We start from the raw sequence: 22,615 nt of genomic DNA on the forward strand, positions 1-22,615 counted from the left end.
CCTCTTATGGAGATTGCTGGAGTGCGGTTTTCAATACTTCTTGATGAAAGAGCGATCGCCCTACTATAAATTTTATCCTGTCTGGCGATAAGGCGTCGCCGTTAGCATAGTGTTCGATCCAGGTTTTACTGATTAAATAAGGATCGTCTGGCAAGTCTGATAATAAATATCCCGGCATTTCTAACTCGTCCATCAAATGACTAACTTTCGGATCGTAGCTGAGGGCAAAACAGCGACATTCTTCTGAAGCTGCCATAATTAAACTATGGTAGCGCATCCCGATCGCCATTTCTACTCCCCGGAACACTCCTTTGAGTTTCCTGGGGTCTGCTAAACTTAGGATACGACTCCTTTTTGGTAGGGCTTCATGCAAATATTTGGCAATTTCTAAGTCTTGGGAAGCTTGAAATGGTAGCAATAAAATTAACGTGCGGGTGGCTTTTTGAAAGTCCACTAAAGCTTGAGTTAAGATAGATAACCGAGCCGGAGTTAGGCTAGGATGCGATCGCAAACAAACCGCAACTCTGGGCGCTGGTAAATCCCACAAACCCGACACTGGTGAATTTTCCAAAGCCCACACCGGATCGGGCGCTAAAGTAAAGGGAATTTCCCAATCTGCTAGCAGGGTAGCAGAGCCTTTATCCCGCACGCTAACCGCCGTACATCCAGTAAAACACCGCTGAGATAACTTACGGGTAATATCTCGATTCAAAGGCCCAATTCCCTGGGCCCAAGCCACAGTTTTTAATCCCATTTGTTGTGCTAATCCCATCAAGCCGCCATAATAAAATGGGCTGATCGTGCTAGTAGTGTCTTGGATTAAACTGCCGCCACCCCAAATTAGGGCATCGGAGGTGCGGAGTGCTTCGAGGACTTGAAAGGCATTCATGCGATCGCGCGCAGCTACACCATAACGCTGTTTAGTCTCGACAGGATTGCCAGAAAGGACGATCGGTGTCACATCATCTGGTAACATTTGCAGTAGCGAGGCTAATAGCGCCTCGTCGCCACCGTTGCCTTTACCGTAATAGCCGCACAAAATTGCTCGCATTTTTACTTTTTTCTTAGTTTACGATGGGGAATCTAACTATTACAATATCTAATCAATACATCTTGCATCTTATTTCAGAATACAAACAATGCACGCTTTGTCAATTCCCACCTGGATTATTCACATTTCTAGTGTCGTCGAGTGGATTGTCGCCATCTGGTTAATTTGGACCTACGGCGAAGTTACTCACAACCGAGCTTGGTGGGCCCTTTCCGCCGCCATGTTACCCGCCCTCGTCAGCGCTATGTGTGCCTGTACATGGCACTATTTTGATAACTCTCCAGCCCTAGAATGGATTGTTACCCTGCAAGCCGCCATGACTCTCATCGGCAATTTTACTCTATGGGCGGCTGCTTGGTGGATTTGGCGATCGGCTCAAACAACAGAAAAAATTAAACAGGACTAGAATTTGGTCAGAAAAATCCCCCATTCACCTATTATTACATCTCCCAAAAAGCCTGTCTTGAACAGGCATAGAGCCTGTTCCACAATAGTTATGGGATCTGTCTAATGATGATATTTCACCGTTATTGTTTACTTAAAATTAATTAAATCGGTGACATCATTATTTCGACTCCCAAATCTTTTTATTTTATCTTTCTCTACCCCCATGGTGTACAATCTAAAATCTCAGATCTCATATCTTAAATCCCTATGTCTTTCGTTGGTTTGCACATCCACAGCGATTACAGCCTGCTAGACGGGGCATCTCAGCTACAGCAGCTAGCAGAGCGGGCGGTGGAATTGGGGATGCCCGCGATCGCCCTTACGGATCACGGAGTCATGTATGGCGCGATCGAACTGATTAAAGTTTGTCGCAATAAAAATATTAAACCCATTATTGGCAACGAAATGTACGTTGTCAACGGCGACATCGAAGTCAAAGTTCGAGGTAGAAGAAAATACCATCAAGTTGTTTTAGCTAAAAACACCCAAGGTTATAAAAACTTAGTTAAATTAACTACAATTTCCCATTTAAAGGGAATGCCAGAAAGAGGAATTTTTGCCCGCCCCTGCATCAACAAAGAACTACTCAAACAATACTCCGAAGGCTTAATTGTTACCAGCGCTTGTTTGGGTGGAGAAGTTCCCCAAATGATTATGCAAGGAAAGCTAGATGTCGCCCGCGAAGTCGCCAAATGGTATCAAGAAGTATTTGGCGAAGATTACTACTTAGAAATACAAGACCACGGTTCCCAAGAAGACCGACTTGTGAATGTAGAAATTCTCAAAATTGCTCGCGAACTAAACATTAAAATAGTCGCAACAAATGATTCTCACTATATTTCTTGCAACGACGTAGAAGCTCACGATGCTTTGTTGTGTATTAACACCAATAAACTAATTGAAGAAGAAAAGCGAATGCGCTACAGCGGCACAGAGTATTTGAAGTCCGCAGACGAGATGGCGCAACTATTTCAAGACCATTTGGATGCTGAAACCATCCAAGAGGCGATCGCAAACACGCTAGAAGTAGCAAACAAAGTATCAAGATATGACTTAACAGGAGAAGCTCGGATTCCCACCATTCCAATTCCCCCAGAACATACCGCCGATACCTATGTAGAAGAAATATCCTGGCAAGGACTATTAGAACGCCTCAAATCCCGCACCAAAAATGAAATACCTCCCGTCTACAAACAAAGACTAGAATACGAACTCAAAATGATTCAGCAAATGGGATTTTCTGAATACTTTTTAGTAGTTTGGGACTACATCAAATACGCCAGAGATAACAATATTCCCGTCGGACCAGGACGCGGTTCTGCCGCAGGTTCTCTAGTTGCCTACGTCCTCAAAATTACCAATATAGACCCCGTACACCACGGATTACTATTCGAGCGATTTCTCAATCCCGAACGCAAATCTATGCCAGATATTGATAGCGATTTCTGCATCGAAAGACGGGATGACATGATTAAATACGTGACCGACAAATACGGAGAAGACCGCGTAGCGCAAATTATCACCTTTAATAGAATGACATCAAAAGCTGTCTTGAAAGATGTTGCCAGAGTTTTGGGCATCCCCTACAAAAAAGCAGACGAAATGGCAAAAATGATTCCTGTGTCGCGAGGAAAACCGGAAAAACTCAAAGTGATGATTTCCGGTGAAACACCTGCACAGGAATTTAGAGACAACTACGAAAATACAATTTGCATCAATGCAGAAACAGGCACCGAAGTCCCAGTCCGTCAGTGGATTGATATGGCAATTCGCATAGAAGGAACCAACAAAACCTATGGCGTTCACGCCGCCGGTGTGGTGATTTCTTCCCAGCCCCTAGATGAAATTGTACCGCTGCAAAAGAATAACGAAGGTGCTGTGATTACCCAATATTTCATGGAAGATTTGGAATTTTTGGGGTTACTAAAAATGGACTTTTTGGGACTGAAAAATTTAACAACGCTCCAAAAAACCGTTGATTATGTTAAGCAAACGCAAGATATAACCATCGATGCCGAAGGCTTACCTTCTGATATAGAACGCAGAGCTCAAGAGACATTTACTAGAAACAACAAGTTACCCGGTGATGTAGCAAAAACTTATAAACTCTTAGAAAAAGGAGATTTAGAAGGTATTTTTCAGTTAGAATCTTCTGGGATGCTGGATGTAGTAAAAAAAATTAAACCTTCTTGTCTGGATGATATTTCTTCTATTCTTGCACTTTACCGTCCCGGCCCCCTGGATGCTGGTTTGATTCCACAATTTATCGATCGCAAACACGGCAGAGAGGTCGTTAAATACGACCATCCACTGTTAGAACCAATTTTAAAAGAGACTTACGGAACCCTTTGTTTCCAAGAGCAAATTATGCGGATGGCTCAAGATTTAGCCGGATATTCTTTGGGTCAAGCTGACTTGCTGCGTCGCGCCATGGGGAAGAAAAAAGCAGAGGAAATGCAGAAGCAAAAGGAAACATTTATTGATGGGGCAACTAAAAATGGTGTCCCTCAAAAAATTGCCGAAGAATTGTTCGATCAAATGCTTAATTTCGCGGAATATTGCTTTAATAAATCCCATTCAATGGCCTATGCCTACATCACTTATCAAACTGCTTATTTAAAGGCAAATTTTCCTGTAGAATATATGGCTGCACTGCTGACTGCTAACAGTGGCGACCAGGATAAAGTACAGAGATATATCGCTAATTGTCTCAAGCTGGGTATCGAGGTAGAGCCGCCGGATATCAATAGTTCTGAACTGACGTTTACACCGCTCAAGATGAAACCACCTGCAAAAGATAAAATTTTGTTTGGGATTTCGGCGGTCAAAAATGTGGGTGAGGGTGCAATTGAAAATATTTTAGCTGCGCGAAAGGAAGGGGGGGATTTTAAATCTTTACCCGATTTGTGCGATCGCGTCAATCTTCATGCTGTCAACCGCCGCGCCTTGGAAGCATTAATTCAATGCGGAGCCTTTGACAAAATTGAGAATAACCGCCAGCAATTAATCAACGACATGGAAGGGGTAATTAAATGGGCCCAAGACCGTAAAAAAGACCGAGAAAGCGGTCAAGGTAATCTATTTGACTTGTTAGGTGGGATGAACTTTGGGAAGTCTGCGAATAAGTATGAGTCTGCGCCAAAATCTAAAATAGTCAAAGATTTTGATCCACAAGAAAAGTTGCGATTTGAAAAAGAATTGCTCGGATTTTATGTATCAGAACATCCCCTGAAAATTTTGCTCTTAGTAAACCAAGAACCCGATGTCGTTACTCTCCAAGAACTAGCAGAAAAGAAGGGAAAAGTATCAGTTATTGCCATGATTAGTGCTATCAAACCCGTAGTTACTAAAAAAGGTGAGAAAATGGCAATTTTGCAATTAGAAGATTTAACAAGTCAAGTCAAAGCTGTGGTATTTCCCAAAACTTACGAACAGATTGGCTCCCATATTACAGAAAATGCTGTGTTAGTGATTAGTGGAAAAATTGAGAAAGATGGGGAGGAAATTCAGATAATTGTAGACGGTGCTAAACCATTAACAGCAGTAGAGACTGGAGAAGAAACAAATCCCTTAGAAGTAGAAGAGCCAAAAACTTGGGAAACCGAACCACTCAACAGGGTACAAGTACCAAAACCTGTAGCAGTTTTACAAATTGTGATTATTAACTTGACACCCCAGCAAATAAAAGATACCAAAAAACTGAATTCTCTCAAAGCTATTTTGCAAGAACTTTCCAATCGAGGACAAGATGGTAGCGTTTCGGTGGGGGGAATTGTGGTAGGTGAATATTCCTGTCAACCCCTTCGCATTAGCCCTCAATTGTGGGTGCAAGATGGCGAAGAAACTGTTAGCCGTCTTAAGTCTGCGGGATTTGATGCTCGCATTTTTCCCCTGAATAATCATGGGGATGTTCTCGTATTTCGAGAAATGCGCGATCGACTAAATTTACACTCTTGGGCTAGTCGTTTACTGGGTACAGAACCCGATCGCATTTCTCGTTATCTGAACTATCTCACTCAATCATCACCAACCGCAATCCATCCCTTTTAGAGATAGCAGAAATAGTAAATCCACATCCTCAAAAGTGAAATAAAAAAGACTAAAACACTTTGTTTTTCTGCATTGTGCCTTTTGGCTTTTTGTTACTCCCACCGATAAATCCCTTCACTCTTGAGAAACTAGGGAGCATCCCGATTTTGCATAGGCGAAGCATGACCGCTGTAAATCTCTGGTTATCACTAATAAATTGTCTGCGGTCATACTTCGCCCCTACGAATATATTTGCCAAATTGAGATGCACCCAGAAACTATTCCGGTGAAGATTCTTTGGCTTTAATCACCGCTTCCCTAAATCCTAAAACTACTAAAATATTCGCAATTGTTAAAAATAATTCCGCTGAACCGTGAAGCCAGTCAACATTTGCTAGGGATTCGTTATAAGCAACTTTTGCATAAATTGCCGCGGGAATCGTCACACCCACAAACACGAGAGTACCATAAAACCCCATCAGAGCTAAACGTGGTGTTTTTCCCGATTTAGTCAAAAACCAGAGAAATCCCAAGTATGGAAACAGAGACAAAACAAATAAATTTTCTTTAGCAATCATTAGCGATCGTTAGTAATTCGTGATTGACCAGATACTATCATAAATCAAAATTTTAAGATTATTGACAACAATTTTAAAATTTTAATATTTAATTTGAAAGATGCACCACTTTCCCTCGAAACTCTACAGACTCACCCAAGCACCGTAGATATTACCAAAACTCACAACACGAAGGCAGTATGTAAAACTCCTTCCTCCTTCTCCCATCTACAGACAAAACCCACAGACAAAACCGATAAATATTCCCCTAAGCACCGTTTTTATTCAAGAATAATTTCAAAGAACGCAGTCTCTTGATTGCCATGTATAACATCTCTATCCAGCAATCAGAAACTGAGAGTTGACAAAAGTGTTTTTTTTGCTAGGAGGAATCAAGGAAGTATGGCTAAAATCATCTAGATTTAAGCAGAGTTTTCTATCTTCCAGAATGAATTCTGTGATTTTAGCATCCAAATCAAAATACACTCCGCAATCCCAAATTAAGAACTCCAAGCGTCCGTGAAAAACCCTAACTTCCAGTTGAATAGGAGTTTCAACGGGCAGATTTTTGTGAGCGTGACGAACTGCATTAGTGAAACCTTCAACCACTGCTAGCTGAAGCGCGTACCAACTCTCACTAGGAAACGATAAATCCTGCAATTGCTCAAACAACTCGAAAACTTTAGTTACATCATTTAAATCAGTATTTACTTGCAGGTTAAGTGCTCTAACGGGAATATCATCTAATACTTCTTCCTGTTGTTTTGCATCCAGCCAATCCCACCGATTTAAAAAATTTACTAACCCATCTAAAGCACTGGCTTTTTGAATTTTTTCGTGTCGAACGGGGCCTTGTGTTTCGTAACTTTTACTCAGTAACAAACAATTGCGACCATCGAAAGTGCGGGTGTAACTTACCTGGTCTGCAATCTGCCACATGAGTTTAATACCTCGGCCGCCTTCTGCCAGTTCATCTATGCTAGTAGACATTTGTTCTCCTCGTCTGAAAGTGTTAGCTTTAATCAATTTGCACACCCGCCGTTTACTAGCCGTACTTTTTTATACTTTCGTACTCAGTATTATTTCGGCGATTACACAAGAATGCTATCTTTTTTCTAGAAGCCAAGGCATCAGCAATATGTCTAAAGACTCTAAGCCAATTGGCTTAGTTACTCAACACCTGTACGCAGACCATTACCCTCCGTAGTAAAACAAAACTTAACAGAGTATAAATATTCCTCCTTTGTACTCTAAATTCGTTTGTTCTAGGGGGTGTAACCCCTACATGGAGAACCCTTTGATTGCTGAGACTGCTGATGGCTCAGATATTCTAGCCCACCCTCAAACCCCTACTGTTACCGGAACTTTCACCCGAACTACGTAAGTAATATTTGCTATGACCCAAATCCAACGGACTATTCTGACAGCAGCAATAGTGCTGCTACCATTTTTCGCAGCAGTTCCCTTACCAGCTCAAAATTTGTCCCTAGTCCAGCGACTGTTAGAAACCAGAGGATGTCCAGGATGCGACCTATTTGGAGCTTCCTTGAACCGTGCAGACCTGTTTGGAGTTGATTTAAGCGGTGCTATCCTGAGCAGGGCAGACCTGATTGATGCCGATTTAACCGGGGCTGATTTAAGGGAAGCTAATTTAAACAACGCCAACATGAGAAATGCCTTTTTGAGCAACGCTGACATCAGCAAAGCTAACATCAGCAGGGCTGACATCAGGGGAGCGAACTTAGAAAATGCTAACCTCAGCGAGAGTTCTCTCAGAGAGGCTTCTCTTCAGTTTACTAATTTAAAATGTACGAATTTGAGTGCATCTCAACTAAGTGGGACAGATCTCAGGAATGCGGATTTAACTGGTGCAAATCTCAGCGGTGCAGATCTGACAGAAGCGGATTTAACTGGTGCAAATCTCACTGGTGTAGATCTCAGAAATGCGAACCTCAGCGATGCTAGATTGATTAAATCCAATCTCAAAGATGCCAATTTATGCGGTGCCCGGATGCCCAACAAAAAAACATCTCAGCGAGGTTGTCCAACTAAGAAAGGGGAATCTGAATCAATCAAGATGAATAATTACTGCAATTACTGTCCAGCCCTTTGAATCTTTTCAAATTCAAGAATTAGGCGATCGCAGTTAGATGCCCGACTTTTTTTAATATTTCGGGTATCTGGATTATTCTGTTTACTATTTAATGTTTAATCGTGTTTCCCTGTTGAAAAAAATTGCTGATTTTTTCGAGATATTCAGCACCAGCAAAGTCTGCTAAATTATTGTGACCGGCATCTGGAACTATGTACAACTGTTTGGGTTGAGGGGCTGCATCGAACAGTTTTTTGCTCATTGCAACGGGAACTACAGTATCAGCGGTTCCGTGAATAAATAGTACAGGCATTTCCAGGCGATCGACTTTAGCAATAGAATCAAACCGCTGTCTCAGCAATAAATCAATGGGAAATATCCGATACACTCCAGACTGAAAGTCTACCATTTCCCGTGCCGAAGTAAAAGAGCCTTCCACTATTAACCCGGCGGCTTCGGGGTTTCGCACTGCTAAATCGATCGCGATCGCCCCTCCCAAAGAATGACCATAAATATAAATTTGCTTAGGGTTAATTCCCCGTTGTTTCACTAAATAATCCATAGCGAGTTGAGCATCTTCATAAACCTGAGATTCTGTCGGAAACTCGCCCTGGCTTTTTCCATAACCGCGATAATCTATGAGGAATACGGACATACCTAACCGATGAAATCGATTAGCGTGTTCCACGTTGGCCCCTACATTTAAACCATTCCCGTGCAGGTATAAGACTACCCCCCCTAACCCCCCCTTATAAAGGGGGGGGACAGGAGTGGAGCCTTCCTTGTGAAGGGGGGGGACAGGAGAGGGAGAGACGGGTTTGTCATTGTTTAGGGGAACGGATTTTCTTACTCCCCCCCTTGCTAAGGGGGGGCTGGGGGGGGTATCGGATGTGGGAATCCACCAGCCGTGTACGCTTTCTGCTCCACCAGTTTTACTGGAAATTGGGAGCACTACATCTTGATATTTCAACTGAAAATCTTTGGGAGTTGAAGAGATCGCCTGCGTCGGAAAAAAGATAAACTTACCTTGCGCTACAAATAAATAGACACAAGCACCAGAATAGGCGATCGCCAGAAATATCCCAAAACCGATGAAAGATTTAGACAAAATTAAGACCAGCAAGTTATTCATGGGAAATAGGAGAGTGCACGGCTAATTGGCCATTAGTCAAAAATTATGGCTAATTATGAATTGACATAATTAGCCATAATCCATTACTAACTTGCGCCGCAGCATTCCGCCTAATTTCAAAAATCAATGCAATTTCGGGCTATGCAAGTGCCAATTGGTAGACTGCTCGTAAGCGTGAGCCACTTGAAATAAGCGAGATTCTTGCAAAACATTACCAATCAGTTGTATGCCCACCGGTAGTCCCTTATCATCAAAGCCACAGGGCAAACTCAAAGCGGGCAAACCAGCCAGATTCACCGGAATAGTCATCAAATCTGACAAATACATACTCAAGGGATCGTTGAATTTTTCGCCCGCTTTAAAAGCCGTAGTTGGAGCTGTAGGACAGACTAAAACATCAACTTGAGCAAAAGCTTTCTCAAAGTCTTCTTTAATTAAAGTCCGAACTTTTTGAGCTTTTAAATAGTAGGCGTCGTAATATCCCGCCGAGAGAACATAAGTGCCGATCGCAATTCGGCGCTTCACCTCGGAACCAAACCCTTGAGAGCGAGTTTTGGCATACATATCCAAAAGATTGTCAGAGTCAGCAGCCCGGAAACCGTACTTAACTCCATCATATCTCGCCAAATTAGCCGAAGCTTCCGATGGAGCAATAATGTAGTAAGTGGGCAAACCATAGCGGAACCTGGGACAAGAAACTACTTGAATTTCTGCTCCCAACTTTTGAAATAGTTCGATCGCCTTAGTAACACATTCTTTCACCGCAGGCTCTAACCCTACACCAAAAGTTTCTTTAATTACCCCGATTCTAATCTGACCTTTCGGGCGCAAATTAGGTCTCAAAGCTTGAGCATAATCAGGAATTTCCACATTCAGACTCGTGGAATCTCTCTGATCGTAACCGGCGATCGCCCCCAACAAAATTGCCGTATCCTCAACAGTCCGGCCAAAGGGGCCGATTTGATCGAGAGAAGAAGCATAGGCCACCAAACCGTAGCGAGAAACCAACCCATAGGTCGGTTTTAGCCCCACCAAGCCACAAAAAGAAGCTGGTTGACGGATCGAACCTCCAGTATCCGAACCCAAACTCACAACGCATTCTCCCGCCGCTACCGCAGAGGCAGAACCGCCAGAAGAACCACCGGGAACCCGCTCTAAGTCCCAAGGATTCGCTGTAACTTGATAAGCAGAAGTTTCTGTCGAACTCCCCATTGCGAACTCGTCCATGTTCGCCTTACCCACAATCACCGCACCAGCGGCTTGGAGTTTCGAGACAACAGTGGCGTCGTAAGGAGGGACAAAATTCTCCAAAATCCGAGAGGCGCAGGTTGTGGGAACGCCATTGGTACACATATTGTCTTTAACGGCGATCGGGATTCCGGCCAAGAGCCCAATTTCTTCTCCGGCGGCTATTTTGGCATCCACTTGGACTGCCTGTGCCATTGCGCGGTCTGCTGTCACGCACAGAAAGCTTTTTAATTTTGGCTCTAGCTGGGTAATACGGTCTAATGCTTCTTGAGTAATTTCCACAGCAGAGCGTTCTTTATTGACCAGTTGTCGGTGCAACTCGCGGATGGATGCCATGCTCGTACCTTTATTTTTTCTACTTTCGGCTTATATGTCAATATAGCTGGCAATTGCACCTGGTTACTGCCGGGTGCAAAGTCCGCATCTGAGGTGGGTGCGGATACTGTTGCCGAGGGATGATGTTGGTGGCGAAAGGTTCCCTGGCGCGATCGGGAGTCAGCAGATACAGTTGGTGGCAGCAGTCAAGTTCCATTCAGCCTCATAAAAAATTGGTATAGGTGGGTTATTTTATTGGCAGACTGTGCTATTCTAAAAAGTTGGTTATAAAAAATTCATCAACAGCAAAACGTGCCCCCAATATACATACTTGGGGCTGGGCCTGCGGGTCTAGCTGCCGCTTATACCCTCACACAGCAAGGTCAAACAGTTGTCGTCGTTGAGCGAGAATCGCAAGTTGGCGGACTCGCTAAAAGCATCAAGTACCAAGGGTTTATTCTCGACCTCGGCCCCCACCGCTTTTACACTAAAATTCCCCCCGTCCTCAAACTCTGGAACGAAGTTTTGGGCACCGAACAAGTCACAGTCAGCCGCCTCACCCGCATTTACTATAACGGCAAATACTTTAGCTATCCCCTCAAAGCCTTAGAAGTCTTATTTGCCCTCGGTATAGTTGAAAATATACGCATCTTTTTTTCTTATTTAGCAGCAAAACTGTTACCCAACCGCCACCCTAAAAACTTTTCAGAATGGGTAACAGCTAAATTTGGCAAGCGTTTATTTGAGATATTTTTTGAAGCTTATACAGAAAAACTTTGGGGGATTCCCTGCACTGAAATTAGTGCTGAATGGGCCGCCCAGCGGATTAAAGGACTTTCCCTGCTAAAAGCACTTCGCACGGCTTTTTTTGGTAGTGATGGCAAAGTTAAAAGCCTAATCGATCAATTTCAATTTCCCCGTTTAGGCTCAGGGCAATTATACGACAAAATCAGCGACTATCTACTGGAAAAAAATCAGGAAATTCTCCTGAATACAGAAGTAGTGCGGGTGCACGAACACAACAGCCGCGTCACTCAACTGACTCTGAGAAATCGTCACACCGGAGTAGAGTCAACGGTTGGCTGTAGTGCAGTGATTTCCTCAGTGCCGCTGAATACATTAGTAGAACAAATGATTTTGCCCCCCCCCGTAAGCAAATCTTATCATTGGCGCGATCGCTCAAGTTTCGCAACACAATTCTCGTTTATCTAATAATTGAAGGGAGCCAGTTATTCCCTGACAACTGGCTTTATATCAACGAGCCCAGTGTCAGCGTCGGGAGGGTGACTAATTTTGCCAATTGGTCGCCCCAGATGCTACCGAACCAGCACCAAACGCCTTTATGCTGCGAATATTGGTGTAATTTTGACGAACCGATGTGGCGGCAGCCGGAAGCTGAACTTTTGAGTTTGGCCGAACAAGAATTGAGAAAAATTCAGTTGCTTCGCGATGAGAAGATTGCGGGAGGTTTTGTAGTTCGCTTGCCCCGTACTTACCCAATTTATGCAGGGGATTACAAACACATTTTATCAGAAATTCAAACTTATATCAAGCAATTTGAGAATTTGCAAGTTGTGGGTCGTTACGGTGCTTTTAAGTATAACAACCAAGACCATAGTTTGTTGATGGGAATTTTAGCGGCCCAGAATGTGTTGAACCCAGGGAAACATGACCTTTGGGAGGTAAATTCTGACAGTGAATATGTCGAGGAAGCGAGTGTTGATGCTGCGACTACAGCCGCTAGGCTAGCTGGTGTTGGGAGGCGACGAAAAATCCTACATTTTTTGCAACAACGAATATCAAAGAAGAGATTTTAGTGGGACTGAGAAACCTGGTTTTTTACGATAATACTTCGTTATCACCCACAGATTTGGTAAAAAACCCGGTTTCTGACTACCTTGCGTAAGGCCCGATCGATTTATTGCTTTCAATGAGAATTAAATAGATGAATAATACAAAAATTTATGGCTTTAATTTCACAATCAGGGGAGTGCTAACAATAGCTTTTTTACTGAGGTGCTTATTAACAAGTGTGGTCTTTGCTATTAACCACACATCAGGAGCGTACACTCTAGACACCGAATCATACCTGATAACAGCCAGAAAGTTAATAGAGTCAGGTCAATTTGCAAATAGCGTACAGCCTGAAATCTTCCGCACTCCTGGCTATCCACTATTATTAATACCAGGAATTTTATTAGGTCATCAAGAACTTGTGGCAATCTTCATTCAAATAATGCTGAGCTGCTTCACGATATTTCTAATATATAAAATTGCATTGGCTATTTGGGGTGAAAGCAAAATTGCAACTTTTTGTGCCTTGCTGTACGCAGTTGAACCAGTATCTATCCTATGGCTGACGCTGCTGATGCCTGAAACTCTGTTTACGGCCTTAATCACCTTATTCATGTATCTACTGATAAAATACTTTACTGAAAAGTCGTGGAAATATTTACTATGTGCAGCAATTACCTTGGCTGCATCTATTTATGTCCGACCTATAGGGTATTATTTATCTTTCCTTATCTCTGCTATATTATTGATAGATAGCTTAACAAAAATTCAAAAAAATAAGATTTTGATGATTCATGCTTGCGTCTTCTTTATAGTCGCGATGGGTAGCGTTGGCATTTGGCAAGTCAGGAACTATGTAAAAACGGGATATTCGGCATTTGCGGCTGTTTCTGATTACAATCTATATTGCTATAACGGTGCATCTGTAATTGCTAAACAAAAAAATATAACATTTGAAGAGATGTCTGAACAGCTTGGATGTAATAATCCCGCAAAGTATTTAAAATTTCATCCCGAACAGCAAGAATGGAGTCAGAGCAAAATTTATCGTTACATGGGGAAAGAAGGGAAAAAAATGATTATGAGCAATACTTGGGATGCGTCAATTATTCATTTAGAAGGAACTCTTAGAACCTTGATTGAGACACCCGCAAGGCTGTACCTAAAACGATTCACTAAGCAACGTAATCCTGCTCTAAGTCCTTCCTCTCAAATTTCTAAACTTTTAACTGGTCAAACAAGCTGGAGAGCAATATTTAGTGATTTTCACCTTTCGCCTCTACTCTTTTTTTCTGACTTAAGCTTGTTATTAATATCAGGAGTTTATCTGTTAGGTGTGACTGCGGCCTTACTATCCAGTAATTTCCTGAAAAATCGGGCAATGATAACGCTGGTTAGCATAGCCACATACTTCCTTGCTGTATCCGGCGGGGTTGCTGGTGGCTATAGGTTTCGCCTTGCTATTATGCCCATAATCTGTCTGCTGGGTGGATATGGCTTGTGGCTGATTGTAGATAAAATGAAGCCAAAAAATATTCAGGAGTAAGGAGATATATAGCTGGTAATTTTAATGTTTAAGAGGCAGTATACCGTAATTTTACAATTGGAAATAGGTGATTATAAAAATGATAAAAAATACCCAAAAATTCATGCCTAACTTTACTATTTTGTCAGTGCTGTTACTCGCTTTATTGATGAGGGTTTTACTGCCTGTTTTAGCTTTGAGTATTACCCAAAATTTAGAAATGTTTAATAGAGGTGATACATTGTCATTCATAATCCCTGCAAAAAAGCTAATAGAAGTTGGTCAGTTTTTAAACATTGATAATCAACCAGAACTATTTCGCACTCCTGGCTATCCTTTACTACTAATTCCCGGACTATTAGTAGGTAATGTGGAAAACGTGACCATTTTCATTCAAATAATTCTAGATTGTTTGACTGTATATCTGATCTACAAAATTGCTTTACTGCTCTTTAAAAAAGATGAAATTGCCATTGTATGTGCTTTACTATATGCCATTGAACCCTTGCCAATACTCAGATCAGCTTTTTTAATGTCTGAGACTTTACATACAACTTTATTAACTTTGTTTTTGAAGCTGCTGTTAGAATACTTCAAGAATAAGTCAGGAAAACACCTGGCTTTGGCAGCTATTACTTTAGCAGCATCTATTTACGTCAGACCTATCGGGTATTATTTGCCTTTCCTGATAACTGCTATCCTCCTAATCTGGAATTTAAAAAAAATGCAGGTAAGGAAAATTTTCATTATTCATACCTGTATTTTTTTGGTAGTGGCGATGGGTAGCGTTGGTATTTGGCAAATCAGAAACTATGTAAAAGCAGGATATTCTGGATTTGCTGCTGTTTCTGATTACAACTTATATTGCTATAATGGATCTGCTTTAATCGCCGATGAAAAAAGAATAGAGTTTGAAGATAGCCACGAACAATTGGGGTGTACTAAAAACGAGAAATATTTTATGCTTCATCCTGAACAGCGGCAGTGGAGTCAGGCTCAAATCTACCGTTACATGGGTAAAGAAGGAAAAAAGATGATTTTGAGTCAGCCTTTAACTTACTCAATAATCCATTTAAAAGGAATGTTCATGACTTTAGTTCAGACCCCAGCAAACCGATATGTACCACTATTCGTGGGGCGCTTCGATCGATCGATCGATCGCTCCTTCATATCAAAATCTCGATCGATACAGATCTATCGTATTTTGGACTAATTTAAGCCTGTCATTATTATCAGGCGTATATCTTTTAGGTGCAGCCACAGCATTACTATCAAAGAGATTCCTGAATAATCTGTCAATGATACCAAATCCTCTCTTCACCGGAATTATTAAACTCTCTCTCTTCTCTTCCTTCGTGTCCTTCGCGCCTTCGCGGTTAAATCATTCCGATACAACCGGAATTGATATGATTACCCTTGTCAGCGTCGCTGTCTACTTCCTGACTGTATCAGGTGGGATAGTTGGCAGCCATAGGTTTCGCCTTGCCATTATGCCAATAATCTGTCTGCTGGCTGGATATGGCTTGTGGCTGATTGTAGATAAAATTAAGCCAAAAAATATTCAGGAGTAAGGCGATATTGGTGATTTTAGTGCTTTCGGGCTCGCAGAATTAGTATTATTGAACGAACCGCGAAGACGCGAAGGACGCGAAGGAAGAAAAGAGAATGAAGAAAAGAGAAGGAAGAAGGAAGACGTAGATAATTAATATCAAGTCGGCAATGTTGGGGTAATTCGATCGCGCTATAATTAGTGAGCTTATTGCTGGATCGTTGCCCATGACTAATTCTGTTTCAGTCCCCGCTAAGCCTCTAATCCTAGGAGTTACTGGTGCATCGGGACTGATTTACGCGGTGCGAACTCTCAAATATCTCTTGGAAGCCGATCGCGCTGTGGAACTTGTAGCATCTAAATCTACTTACATGGTTTGGCAAAGCGAACAGAACATCCGAATGCCCGCAGAACCAACGCTTCAAGAGGAATTCTGGCGGGAAAAAGCGGGAGTCCCCACAATGGGCAAACTCCGCTGTCATCCGTGGCAAGATGTCGGTGCTAATATTGCTAGTGGCTCCTTTCGCACTCAAGGGATGATAATTATTCCCTGTAGCATGAGTACATTAGGGAAATTGGCTGCTGGCTTGAGTTCGGATTTGCTCGAAAGAGCGGCCGATGTTCAACTCAAGGAAGGGCGAAAATTGGTACTCGTACCCAGGGAAACGCCTTTTAGTTTGATTCACCTGCGGAATTTGACTACTTTGGCGGAAGCTGGAGCTAGAATTGTGCCAGCGATTCCTGCTTGGTATCACAATCCGCAAACTATTGAAGATTTGGTAGATTTTGTGGTGGCTCGTACTTTAGATCAGTTGGGTATTGATTGTGTTCCTCTCAAACGTTGGAAGGAAGATTAAAGAAGTCATTAGTCAGTAGTCATTAGTCATTAGTTATTGGTTAGTTGTTATTGGTTAATTGGCAGATTAATTCCCAATTCCCAATTCCCAATTCCCAATTCCCAATTCCCAATTCCCAATTCCCAATTCCCAATTCCCAATATTATTATGCGTGCTGTATTTTTGCTAGTAATTGTGGTGGGGCTGACTATTTTTGCTCTACAAAATGTTGATCCGGTGTCGCTGGTGTTTTTGGGAATGCGATCGCCCGCTGTGCCACTATCCATCTGGATATTATTCAGTATCGGCACAGGAGTTGTCACTTCTTTGTTGATTTCTGGCTTGCTCGCTTTCTCAAATTACCTATCTCAAATGCGAGGCCGCACCAGTCGCAACAGTCCCCCTCGCAATACTTTTGCTCAGGATCGGAGGACACCTTACTCACCGTCTCCTGCTCCCAGAAAACAGGAAATTAACCCCGATCGCCCTAGGGGTAATCGGGAAACTCAGCCTACTTCTGGATACCAAACTGAGTATGGTACGCCCACTGCTTATAATGCTCAGACTTTCCAGCAGGATGTTAGGCCCCCAAACTCTGGTAATGCTACAACTTCTGCTCAAGCTGGAACTTCTGCGGCAGCCGATGATGAGGACGATTGGGTTTCTGAACCCTCTAAAATTGGCTCTCAACAGGGTGATGATGATTGGGGGGACGATCGCGAAATTGTCGATCGACCGCCTGTAAATGAGGTTTTAGAGGCAAATCCAAGGGATTACGAAGCTAAACAGGAGCCGAAAAGCCAGTCCTGGTCAGGCTCTGTCTACTCCTATGGCTATCGCGATCCGAGCAAATCTGGGGTTGGACAAACAGAGTCTGTCTACGATGCCGACTATCGGGTGATTCCTCCTCCCCAAGGGACGCCGATTCCTGACATAGCTGATGGGGAAGTAGCTCCAAATAATACAGAAGATGAGGAGGATTGGGGATTGGATGAGGATGATGAGTTGGAGGGCGATCGCCCCAGTGGTGGCCCGATTAACCTGAAAAAATAGCACACTATCGGAGGATTTGATTGTGGATTTGTTGCGAGGAGTTAATCTCTATCTCGTCGGGATGATGGGCGTGGGGAAAACAACCGTGGGGCGGATTTTGGCGAGGGAATTAAACTACCGTTTTTTTGATAGTGATGCCGTAATTGCTCAAGTTGCTAATGAGTCGATCGCAGATATTTTTGCGAATCAAGGAGAGGAAGCGTTTCGGGAATTAGAAACTCAAGTGCTCGGTCAATTGTCGGCTTATACTAATTTAGTCGTTGCTACTGGTGGTGGCACTATTTTGCGATTGACTAACTGGAGTTTCCTGCACCACGGTATAGTGGTTTGGTTGGATGTGCCTGTAGATCAATTGTGCGATCGGCTGCGAGAAGACACCACTCGCCCCCTACTGCGGGATGGGGAGATCAAATCCAAGCTGGAAACCTTGTGGCAGCAGCGAGAGCGTTTCTATGCTCAAGCAGATGTCCGAGTCAGCGCTAATATTAGGGAAACGCCGGAAGTTGTTGCTGCTAGGGCGATCGAGCAAATCCAAAAAGTTCTTAAATCAAAAATCCGAAATGATATTAATTAATTGACACGGTGTTAGCGCCGTCTATGTATGAACAAAATCATGAACCGACCATCAAAAGTCATGAAGTTGTAGGAGTTGATTTGGGAGTAAAAGAGTTAGCTACCCTTTCAACGGGCGTAGTATTTCCCAACCCAAAACACTACAAATCGCATCAGGCAAAACTCAAGAGATTATCAAGAGTTCTGGCGAGAAAGGTAAAAGGTTCTGGAAATAGACAAAAAGCTAAAGTCCAGCTAGGGAAACATCATGCAAAAATAGCAAACCGAGCGAAAAAATACTCTGCATCAAATCACTACTTATATCAAATCCGGTAACATCGGAATTATTCATCTCTCTTATCTCCCTCTGTGTTCTCTGCGTTCTAGTAAGGTTAAATCATTCCGATGCAGCCGGAAACGATATTACTTATGCAAAAACCACGCAAGGATAGTAGTAGAAGATTTGAAGGTCAGTGGGATGCTAAAGAATCACAAACTAGCACAAGTAATAGCTGACTGTGGATTCCATGAATTCAAACGTCAGTTAGAATACAAGGCTAAAAAGTTTGGTTGTGAAATAATCATTGCTGACCGTTGGTTTCCGTCAACCAAAACCTGTTCAAGTTGTGGACATATCCAAGATATGCCACTAAAAGAAAGGACTTACAACTGTGGAAGTTGCGGTCATGCGATGGACAGAGATTTGAACGCAGCAATTAATTTAAGCCAGTGCGGTCTTAGGGTGTCCCCAAGTGGAGTAACTGGTGTATCGCGGTTGGCTAAACCGTGAAAGCTTGCTGAGGGATAGCCGCTCCCATGCTCCCGATGAAGCAAGAAGCAAGTGTCTAGACTTGTCTAGTATTTGTATAGCAGCTAGATACAAAGGCGACAGGGATGTCTGTCCAGAATCATTGAGTTGTGCCAAAAAATAAAATGGCCCCACACCCCGATCGGGCTGTAGGGCGCAAGGACAGTTAAACGCTTCTTTAATTGTCGGGAAATTTATGCTCAACCCTATTTGCCTGTGTGACGATTTTATAATCGTCCATGCACTGACAAAATCTCTTGTATCAAAAAATGTAACCCAGCATCGATCGAATTTAAGCTGCCTTATTCTGAAAACAATACCTCATGCAATTCTGACTAGCAGCTCCTTCAAGCTGCTTTTTTATTGCAAATTGAAAGGCAAAAGCAATCCGTTGTTAGGTGACTTCTTGCTTCTTTCCGTGCCCATGCCAAACTAAAACAATACAAGTCTGCCACTTTTTGATAAAAACTCTAGGGTTCCTCCCAAACCCAAACCAGTCAGAGAAATAGTAGCTAACATCAAAAAAGACCGCCATCTCTTGAATCCCGATATTTGAATATCCAGTCTTGCCAAAGCTCCGGCTGATGTCAATACTAAACAAGTAGTAAAAAGGTGCAGCCAAGTCACAACTATCACTGCTAAAAAAGAGCAGACAATAATAGAAAGAAAAGCACCCACATCTGTCGATAGCCACCGCATAATGAAGGTTTTTGTGTTCCTCAATGGGAACGACAAGGCGATCGATAGGATTAAACTAACAGCTACAGTTAAAAACCAAACAATATGGGGAGGAACATCAAATTCCGATAATTTCCAGCCCAAACAAAAATAGCTAATAAAAAGTAGGGTGAGGGAAGGCCAAGAGTTTTTTCTCATCTGCTCAACAGTTTGGGGACGCTCGGTGAAGGGGGAGATGGCGGGCAATAGGGGAGAGAATTTGTTGATTTTGTTCAGCAGGATTTTGGTAGGCAATCTCCAGGTATCAGAGGTTGTTTGTTGATCCAATAAATAATTAGTGTTTAGGCCGCCTACAGGTTAGTAGAAATAGCTTGCACCGGACAGGTAGGGATGCACTGTTCGCACACTATACAGCGCGATCGAACAAAAGTTAGTTTAAAGCTTTCTGGGTTCAGGGTCAAGGCTTCTGTGGGGCAAACTCCCGTACACAAGCCACAGTGAACGCAGACATCTTCATCGATGAGTATTTCCCGGCTGGCGAGGGAAACTCCAATATTTTGCGATCGCAGCCAGTCGATCGCCGCTTCTAGTTGGTCTATGTCCCCTGCTAACTCTAGCACCAGTTTGCCCACTTGATTCGGAGCCACCTGGGCCCGGATAATATTGGCTGCTACATTAAAATCCTTTGCCAGTCTATAGGTGACAGGCGTTTGGATCGATCGTTGCGGAAACGTCAGCGTTACCCGTTTTTTCACGCCTTTAATCCTCGGTAATTTACAAGCAATTTTTCTGCTCTTATGTTTTAGCTTACTTTGCCTAGGCTGTGACACCAGCCAAATTATTGATGGCAGATAGCTTATTGTCTCAAAATATGGTATAATCAAAGACGGTTATTTAAAATAAAAACCTAGAATTAAGATTGCAATCAATTTTATGAGTCCCAATTCGCCAAACTCAAGTGCTGTCGAGGCAACCAAAAATTCGGAAACAAATTCAGCAGCCTCGCGGCTCAGAAACTTATTAATCGTGTTAGCAGCGATCGCCCTGGCGGTATCCATATTTTTGGGACTACGCACCCAAACCCCATCAAGTAGTCTCACCGAAATGGCAAAAGCCTCCGCACCAATAGAAACAGCTTTAACCAATGGCAAGCCCACACTCATGGAATTTTATGCTAATTGGTGCGGTAGCTGTCAGGCAATGGCCAAGGATTTGAGCGAAATTAAACAAAAATATGCAGAACCGCTAAATTTTGTGATGCTGAATGTGGACAATGACAAATGGCTACCAGAAATTACCAAATATCGAGTAGATGGCATCCCCCACTTCGTTTATTTAAACAATAAAGGTAGCGCCGTTGCTCAAACGATCGGGGAAGCGCCCCGCAGCATTATGGAAGCTAATTTAGAAGCTTTAATTGCAGGGAAAGAGTTGCCCCACGCTCAATCAGTAGGTCAAGTTTCTAATTTTACTCCCGCCACAGGACCAAGGAAAACAAGCAGTTCAGACCCCCGCGCCCACGGCAGTCAAGTACAGTCAATAAATCCTGGGGTTTAAAGTGCGATCGCTTGGTATTCGATCTCAAAAAAATCGGAAAAATAGCGACTAAAATTATTAATCAAGAACAAGAACAAACTAGACAGGGTTTGCGTCAAGTAATTAAGAAAACTTAAAACCAACACAGCACAAACATTCCATCCCCTCCGGCAAAATTTCCCTGGTCAAATAGTAATTAGGAATAGCCATGAATATAAATTTTTCCCGTTTTGATACCTTAAGCAGCATACTAGCAGGCACTAGCGTCGCAGCCTTAACAATCATTATCAGCCAACCAGCGATCGCCAAAACTCCCCAAGAAGTAGCAAACATTGCCGGCCCACTAACAGTACAAGTTAACAGCACCCTAGGAGACGGTTCCGGCGTAATCATTGCCAAAAACGGCAAAAATTACACAGTTTTAACCGTCAATCACGTAGTAGAAAAAGCCGATGTCAAATATACAGTTCGCACTTCCATTGGCAAAAACTATCAAGCAACCTCAGTCACCCGCTTGCAAACATCCCAAACCGAAGCGGATTTAGCCTTAGTCAAATTTGAAAGTCCAGAAGAATACCCAGTAGCAACGATCGCCGATTCCGATCGAGCCGTCATTGGTACTCAAATCTTCGTTTACGGCTATCCCGCTACGGGCGGACTTTTCGGCGCCGAAAGAGAACCAGAACTCTCTCCCGGACTCGTTACCAGCCGCCCGCGAAATCGACCCGAAGGTTACACTTTGCGTTATCAAGCAGTAACTTGGAGTGGTATGAGTGGCGGGCCAGTGTTTGACTCCGAAGGTCGAGTCATCGGCTTACACGGACAAGGCGAGTTTGGTTTCGCCCAAACCAGTTCCGGTGAAGTCGCCCCAATTAAAACAGGATTTAATGCAGCAGTTCCGATCAATACTTTTATGGCGAAACTGGCCCTGGCGGGAATGAAACCATCGGAATTGAGACTAGACAATACCCCCGCCATCCAAGGCCCGGTATCGAGCACTAATCCTCAAGATCCCCAAAGCTATTATTTTCGAGGACTTTCGCGGTTAGATCGAGGAGATGCTTGGGAGGCGATCGCGGATTTCAACAAAGCGCTTGCTTCTAAGTCTAACTACACTCCCGAAATATACTTCAATATCGGCAATGCCCGCACTCTCATCGGTAGCGTCGATCCCACCCGTGGTCCAAGCGCTATTCAAGCATACACGCGGGCGATCGCAGCCAATCCCGGCTTTGCCGACGCCTACTACAACCGAGCCCTAGCCCACCTCGAAAACAAAGACAAACCCCAAGCCATTGCCGACTTTCAAAAAGCAGCAGAACTTTACAAACAAGGTGGGAGAACAAGCGCCTATCAAGATGCTCGTAAAAGAATCGAACAGTTGCAATGATTGTTGAATGTTGAATGTTGAAT

The 22,615-nt window shown here is 43.1% G+C and carries 23 protein-coding genes; 16 read left to right on the plus strand and 7 right to left on the minus strand.

Translation table 11 applies throughout. The features are described from left to right. Window positions 1–4: 4 nt before the first annotated feature. On the minus strand, window positions 5–1,051 hold the full coding sequence (gene csaB, locus P2A85_RS11130; protein WP_377479743.1) for a polysaccharide pyruvyl transferase CsaB: 1,047 nt from the start codon (window positions 1,049–1,051) through the stop codon (window positions 5–7). An 88-nt stretch (window positions 1,052–1,139) separates the two neighbouring features. On the opposite strand from csaB, the gene P2A85_RS11135 reads away from it, so the two are divergent. Further along, entirely contained in the window at window positions 1,140–1,457 is a 318-nt protein-coding gene (locus tag P2A85_RS11135; RefSeq protein WP_341739958.1) for a DUF2499 domain-containing protein, read from the plus strand. Window positions 1,458–1,705: 248 nt separating this feature from the next. After that, entirely contained in the window at window positions 1,706–5,548 is a 3,843-nt protein-coding gene (locus P2A85_RS11140) for a DNA polymerase III subunit alpha (protein ID WP_377479746.1), read from the plus strand. Between the two features lie 257 nt (window positions 5,549–5,805). Here the strand turns inward: P2A85_RS11140 and P2A85_RS11145 are convergent, their stop codons facing one another. Both P2A85_RS11145 and P2A85_RS11150 read right to left on the minus strand, forming a co-directional pair. Beyond that, window positions 5,806–6,105, minus strand: a complete 300-nt coding sequence (locus tag P2A85_RS11145; protein WP_341739960.1) for a DUF3593 domain-containing protein — start codon at window positions 6,103–6,105, stop codon at window positions 5,806–5,808. 315 nt (window positions 6,106–6,420) lie between these two features. Next, the gene (locus tag P2A85_RS11150) at window positions 6,421–7,074 is read right to left on the minus strand and encodes an ATP-binding protein (protein ID WP_377479749.1); all 654 of its coding nucleotides are present in this window, start codon (window positions 7,072–7,074) and stop codon (window positions 6,421–6,423) included. Here P2A85_RS11150 and P2A85_RS11155 point away from each other — a divergent pair. Together P2A85_RS11155 and P2A85_RS11160 are read left to right on the plus strand one after the other, a co-directional pair. Further along, window positions 7,061–7,291: a hypothetical protein gene (locus P2A85_RS11155; protein WP_371116280.1), complete on the plus strand. Its 231-nt coding sequence runs from the start codon at window positions 7,061–7,063 to the stop codon at window positions 7,289–7,291. The two genes, P2A85_RS11150 and P2A85_RS11155, sit on opposite strands and share 14 nt — an antisense overlap. Window positions 7,292–7,480: 189 nt before the next feature. After that, window positions 7,481–8,197, plus strand: coding sequence for a pentapeptide repeat-containing protein (locus P2A85_RS11160; RefSeq protein ID WP_377479752.1), 717 nt, complete (start codon window positions 7,481–7,483; stop codon window positions 8,195–8,197). A gap of 88 nt (window positions 8,198–8,285) precedes the next feature. On the opposite strand, the gene P2A85_RS11165 is transcribed toward P2A85_RS11160, so the two are convergent. Both P2A85_RS11165 and gatA read right to left on the minus strand, forming a co-directional pair. Then, on the minus strand, window positions 8,286–9,308 hold the full coding sequence (locus P2A85_RS11165) for an alpha/beta hydrolase (protein ID WP_377479755.1): 1,023 nt from the start codon (window positions 9,306–9,308) through the stop codon (window positions 8,286–8,288). 123 nt (window positions 9,309–9,431) lie between these two features. Then, complete coding sequence (gene gatA, locus P2A85_RS11170; protein ID WP_377479759.1) at window positions 9,432–10,892, minus strand: Asp-tRNA(Asn)/Glu-tRNA(Gln) amidotransferase subunit GatA; 1,461 nt, start codon at window positions 10,890–10,892, stop codon at window positions 9,432–9,434. 291 nt (window positions 10,893–11,183) lie between these two features. On the opposite strand from gatA, the gene P2A85_RS11175 reads away from it, so the two are divergent. The 10 genes from P2A85_RS11175 (at window position 11,184) to P2A85_RS11220 (ending at window position 18,970) form a co-directional block, all read left to right on the plus strand. Then, window positions 11,184–12,083: an FAD-dependent oxidoreductase gene (locus P2A85_RS11175; RefSeq protein WP_377479762.1), complete on the plus strand. Its 900-nt coding sequence runs from the start codon at window positions 11,184–11,186 to the stop codon at window positions 12,081–12,083. Window positions 12,084–12,154: 71 nt separating this feature from the next. Further along, window positions 12,155–12,688, plus strand: coding sequence for a hypothetical protein (locus tag P2A85_RS11180; RefSeq protein WP_377479765.1), 534 nt, complete (start codon window positions 12,155–12,157; stop codon window positions 12,686–12,688). A 128-nt stretch (window positions 12,689–12,816) separates the two neighbouring features. After that, window positions 12,817–14,211: an ArnT family glycosyltransferase gene (locus P2A85_RS11185; RefSeq protein ID WP_377479768.1), complete on the plus strand. Its 1,395-nt coding sequence runs from the start codon at window positions 12,817–12,819 to the stop codon at window positions 14,209–14,211. Window positions 14,212–14,290: 79 nt separating this feature from the next. Then, window positions 14,291–15,403, plus strand: a complete 1,113-nt coding sequence (locus P2A85_RS11190) for a glycosyltransferase family 39 protein (protein WP_377479771.1) — start codon at window positions 14,291–14,293, stop codon at window positions 15,401–15,403. Window positions 15,404–15,488: 85 nt separating this feature from the next. Next, window positions 15,489–15,761, plus strand: coding sequence for a hypothetical protein (locus P2A85_RS11195; RefSeq protein WP_377479774.1), 273 nt, complete (start codon window positions 15,489–15,491; stop codon window positions 15,759–15,761). A gap of 205 nt (window positions 15,762–15,966) precedes the next feature. Further along, the gene (locus P2A85_RS11200) at window positions 15,967–16,596 is read left to right on the plus strand and encodes a flavin prenyltransferase UbiX (protein ID WP_377479777.1); all 630 of its coding nucleotides are present in this window, start codon (window positions 15,967–15,969) and stop codon (window positions 16,594–16,596) included. Between the two features lie 147 nt (window positions 16,597–16,743). Then, window positions 16,744–17,628, plus strand: a complete 885-nt coding sequence (locus P2A85_RS11205; protein ID WP_377479780.1) for a lipopolysaccharide assembly LapA domain-containing protein — start codon at window positions 16,744–16,746, stop codon at window positions 17,626–17,628. Window positions 17,629–17,650: 22 nt separating this feature from the next. Then, window positions 17,651–18,202, plus strand: coding sequence for a shikimate kinase (locus P2A85_RS11210; RefSeq protein ID WP_377479783.1), 552 nt, complete (start codon window positions 17,651–17,653; stop codon window positions 18,200–18,202). Window positions 18,203–18,225: 23 nt separating this feature from the next. Further along, complete coding sequence (locus P2A85_RS11215) at window positions 18,226–18,516, plus strand: transposase (protein ID WP_371118915.1); 291 nt, start codon at window positions 18,226–18,228, stop codon at window positions 18,514–18,516. Between the two features lie 40 nt (window positions 18,517–18,556). Further along, window positions 18,557–18,970, plus strand: a complete 414-nt coding sequence (locus P2A85_RS11220) for an RNA-guided endonuclease InsQ/TnpB family protein (protein ID WP_377481431.1) — start codon at window positions 18,557–18,559, stop codon at window positions 18,968–18,970. 450 nt (window positions 18,971–19,420) lie between these two features. On the opposite strand, the gene P2A85_RS11225 is transcribed toward P2A85_RS11220, so the two are convergent. After that, window positions 19,421–19,960: a hypothetical protein gene (locus P2A85_RS11225; RefSeq protein ID WP_377479786.1), complete on the minus strand. Its 540-nt coding sequence runs from the start codon at window positions 19,958–19,960 to the stop codon at window positions 19,421–19,423. 56 nt (window positions 19,961–20,016) lie between these two features. Next, the gene (locus P2A85_RS11230) at window positions 20,017–20,421 is read right to left on the minus strand and encodes an NIL domain-containing protein (protein ID WP_340521243.1); all 405 of its coding nucleotides are present in this window, start codon (window positions 20,419–20,421) and stop codon (window positions 20,017–20,019) included. A gap of 178 nt (window positions 20,422–20,599) precedes the next feature. Between P2A85_RS11230 and P2A85_RS11235 the strand changes: the two genes are divergently transcribed. Beyond that, on the plus strand, window positions 20,600–21,223 hold the full coding sequence (locus P2A85_RS11235; RefSeq protein WP_377479790.1) for a thioredoxin family protein: 624 nt from the start codon (window positions 20,600–20,602) through the stop codon (window positions 21,221–21,223). 187 nt (window positions 21,224–21,410) lie between these two features. Continuing rightward, the gene (locus tag P2A85_RS11240) at window positions 21,411–22,592 is read left to right on the plus strand and encodes a trypsin-like peptidase domain-containing protein (protein ID WP_377479793.1); all 1,182 of its coding nucleotides are present in this window, start codon (window positions 21,411–21,413) and stop codon (window positions 22,590–22,592) included. The last annotated feature ends 23 nt before the right edge of the window (window positions 22,593–22,615 follow it).

This window comes from Microcoleus anatoxicus, assembly GCF_042465725.1.
GTDB classification, from domain to species: Bacteria; Cyanobacteriota; Cyanobacteriia; order Cyanobacteriales; family Microcoleaceae; genus Microcoleus; species Microcoleus anatoxicus.